Genomic DNA, 3,069 nt, shown 5'->3' with positions numbered 1-3,069 from the left:
GTGGGGAAGGGAACGATCAAACTTTTCCTTAGCCATCGATACAACCCTCGCAGAAGAATAGTCTTGCGCTGATAAAACAAAGGCAGATATTTTCATATCTGCCTTGTTTGTATGGAGCTCTTGAGCGGACTTGAACCGCTGACCTCACCCTTACCAAGGGTGTGCTCTACCAACTGAGCTACAAGAGCGAAACACCTTGTGCAAAATCCAGCAAACTTGGAGCGGGTAGCGGGAATCGAACCCGCATCATCAGCTTGGAAGGCTGAGGTTCTACCACTAAACTATACCCGCGGAGCTTGCGGCTCTCGCTAAAACTGGTGGAGGGAGAAGGATTCGAACCTTCGAAGCTCTCGCAACGGATTTACAGTCCGTCCCCTTTGACCGCTCGGGAATCCCTCCAGATGTGGCCGGCATTCTATTTGTCTGCCGTCCTAGTGTCAAGCATTTTTTCAAATTTTTTCAATCAAATCTGAAACTTAGCTGCTTTGACACCGCTTCCAGCTCTACCACCTAAGTGGTGTTCCCTGTGAAGCGGGCGCCATTCTATCAAGCTATTCGTCAGTTGCAATACCCTGGCAGAAAATAATTTTATGTTTTAAGTCTTTGAAATCATTGGAAAGAGATGAGAGCACCGTTTCATCCAGCAATCGCTCGCTTTCCGGGGCTACCTTGAGCCAACGACCATCGGCACCAGGCAACTGCCCTACCACCGGCAACGTCGCAATATCTAGGCTAAGCAGCCGCTGGCGTAGGGCGTCGAGCTGCGTCTGCACCATTACCCCACCGATTACCAGGCATTCATCCCGGCGCTTTGGGGGTGTTGATACACCCGTTTCACGCAAAAGCCGGATTTCTTGCTGACTCCCCTTGTACAGAGACAAGGGGGCGACTTCCTTGACCTTCAGCGGGGCTTCCTGCTGATGCCACACGTAGTAGAAGACGTTGAGCACCAGTAACAGCAGAAACAACCAACGCATAGGCACCTCAATCCAATGGACAAGCCATGGCCAGCCCCACGAACACCAGGTCGGGCACGACACGCGCCTGGGGCACGGCCTCCCTCACTAGCGGCGCATCGCCCCCAGTGAGGAATACGGTGAAATCTTCACCCCACAGGGCGCGTGCCTGCTCGAGCTGCGTGCGGGCAAAACCCTGCAGCATCAGAACACAACCGCGCTCGACTGCCTCGACGGTTGAGCGCCCTGGCAACAGGCTGGTCAACGCGCGCTCGGCGGAGGCATCGTCATAACGAATGCGCCGGGTGTGGGTGCGCAACTGACTGCGCATCAATGGCATGCCCGGGCAGATATACCCGCCCAGGTGCTCGCCATCCGCAGCCACGAAGTCGGCTTTTGCAGCAGTCCCCAAATCGATGACCAGGCAAGCCCCTTTGGCAACATGAAATGCACCTAACGCGGCCAGCCAGCGATCCATCCCCAAACGCTGGTAATCCTCATAACCGTTGCGCACGCCTGCCATTTCCCGGGCGGGGTGCGCTACCCGGGCCTGAACGGCAAAGGCCTGGGCGATAACCGCGCAAAGCGCATCGGTCTCTTCCTCGCTACGCACACTCACAATGCGACAGCCCGTAAGACGCACCGAGGCGAGTGCGGCCACTTCGGCCACCAATGCCTGATCGGAGTCGACAATCCCGCCGCCCTCGATCACTGCATCGGCGACATGGATGACCCGCCATTTGATAAAGCTGTTTCCGCAATCGAGCTCAAGAATCATCACGCAACCTCAAACTGAGCTCACCACCGCTGAAGCTCTTCTCCACTCCATCCACCTCAAGGCGCAAGCCGCCCTGCCCGTCGACGCCAAGAACAACACCATCAATACGTGTGTTACCGGCAATCAGCGATACACTCCGGCCTTGCCAAAGGTGCGCCTGCTCCCATTCCTCCTGGAATGCAGCGAAACCATAGCGCCGATGACGTGCCAGTTCATGCTGCAAATGCTGGGTGAGCGACGCCACCAGGTGATTCCGGTCTATTGCCCCACCCAGCTCGCGTCGCATCGACGTCCACTGCTGGTCGACCTGCTCGTTCGCCTGCATGTTCACATTGATGCCGACACCCAGCACAACATGGCAGACATCGGCTGGATCACCCACCAGCTCCAGCAGAATACCGGTGATCTTCATCCCGCGAACCAGGACATCGTTAGGCCACTTCAGCCCTACATCTTTTACACCAAAGCCCTGCAAGGTGCGCATTACTGCCAACCCTACCACCAGGCTCAAGCCTTCAAGCTGGCGCATGCCGCCGTCAACCCGCAGCACCAGGCTGTAGTACAGGTTCTCGGCAAACGGACTGACCCATTGCCGACCACGTCGGCCACGGCCAGCGCTCTGGCGCTCGGCCAAAACCAAAAAGGGTGCTGCCTGGCCCTCACCCGCCATGCGCAGGCCTTCGGCGTTGGTCGAGTCGATCGTGTCGTGGATGAATACTGGCCACTGCTCGCCTTCGGCGAACCCGGCGATTGCTTGTGCCTCAAGCAACACCAGCGGCGCAGCCAATTGGTAACCACGCCCACGAACTTTGTGAATGGTGAGGTTCAGTTCACTCTCCAGGTGCTGCAGCTGCTTCCAAACGGCGCTACGGCTCACCCCGAGGGCCGCCCCCAGAGCTTCTCCGGAATGGAACCGGCCGTCCTTGAGGAGATTCAACAACTTCAGCATGCCAGTCTCGACTTGGAATAAGGCAGGCATGATAGCTATGGGCTGGGGGATTGCATAGGAAAAGGGCCGAATGCCTCGGGCTTAAACGCTCAGCCTGACGATAATGGCGCCGAGGAGCAGGCGCTGTGATGGCTCCGGCTGCGCCGGTGTTCGCGGGCACGCCCGCTTCCACAGGGATTGTGGTGAGGCCAGGGGACTTTTTTGGAGCACATAGACAAAACCCCTACCTGCATGCGCAGATAGGGGTTTTGCGAAATGAATCTTGACGATGACCTACTCTCACATGGGGAAACCCCACACTACCATCGGCGATGCATCGTTTCAATACTGAGTTAGGGATGGGATCAGGTGGTTCCAATGCTCTATGGTCGTCAAGAAATTCTGTA

Annotated in this window: 3 protein-coding genes, 3 tRNA genes and 1 rRNA gene; all 7 read right to left on the bottom strand. The window is 57.0% G+C overall.

Annotated elements, in window-relative coordinates:
• Nucleotides 1-112: 112 nt before the first annotated feature.
• A tRNA-Thr gene (locus B3361_RS01445) sits at nucleotides 113-188 on the bottom strand.
• Nucleotides 189-217: 29 nt separating this feature from the next.
• A tRNA-Gly gene (locus tag B3361_RS01440) sits at nucleotides 218-291 on the bottom strand.
• Nucleotides 292-315: 24 nt separating this feature from the next.
• Nucleotides 316-399: transfer RNA gene (locus B3361_RS01435), tRNA-Tyr, on the bottom strand.
• Nucleotides 400-551: 152 nt separating this feature from the next.
• Nucleotides 552-977: a hypothetical protein gene (locus B3361_RS01430; RefSeq protein WP_054906289.1), complete on the bottom strand. Its 426-nt coding sequence runs from the start codon at nucleotides 975-977 to the stop codon at nucleotides 552-554.
• Nucleotides 978-984: 7 nt separating this feature from the next.
• A complete protein-coding gene (locus tag B3361_RS01425) occupies nucleotides 985-1,734 on the bottom strand; it encodes a pantothenate kinase (protein WP_009681393.1) in 750 nt (249 codons plus the stop codon).
• Nucleotides 1,724-2,683, bottom strand: a complete 960-nt coding sequence (birA, locus tag B3361_RS01420; protein ID WP_054906288.1) for a bifunctional biotin--[acetyl-CoA-carboxylase] ligase/biotin operon repressor BirA — start codon at nucleotides 2,681-2,683, stop codon at nucleotides 1,724-1,726. The genes B3361_RS01425 and birA overlap by 11 nt, the downstream gene beginning before the upstream one ends.
• Nucleotides 2,684-2,943: 260 nt before the next feature.
• Nucleotides 2,944-3,059: ribosomal RNA gene (gene rrf, locus B3361_RS01415) — 5S ribosomal RNA — on the bottom strand.
• Nucleotides 3,060-3,069 lie beyond the last annotated feature (10 nt).

Source organism: Pseudomonas sp. UBA6699 (genome assembly GCF_002454615.1).
In the GTDB taxonomy this organism is placed as follows: Bacteria; Pseudomonadota; Gammaproteobacteria; order Pseudomonadales; family Pseudomonadaceae; genus Aquipseudomonas; species Aquipseudomonas juntendi.
The sequence above is the reverse complement of the archived record's forward strand: the minus strand, read 5'-3'. Positions and strand labels throughout refer to the sequence as shown.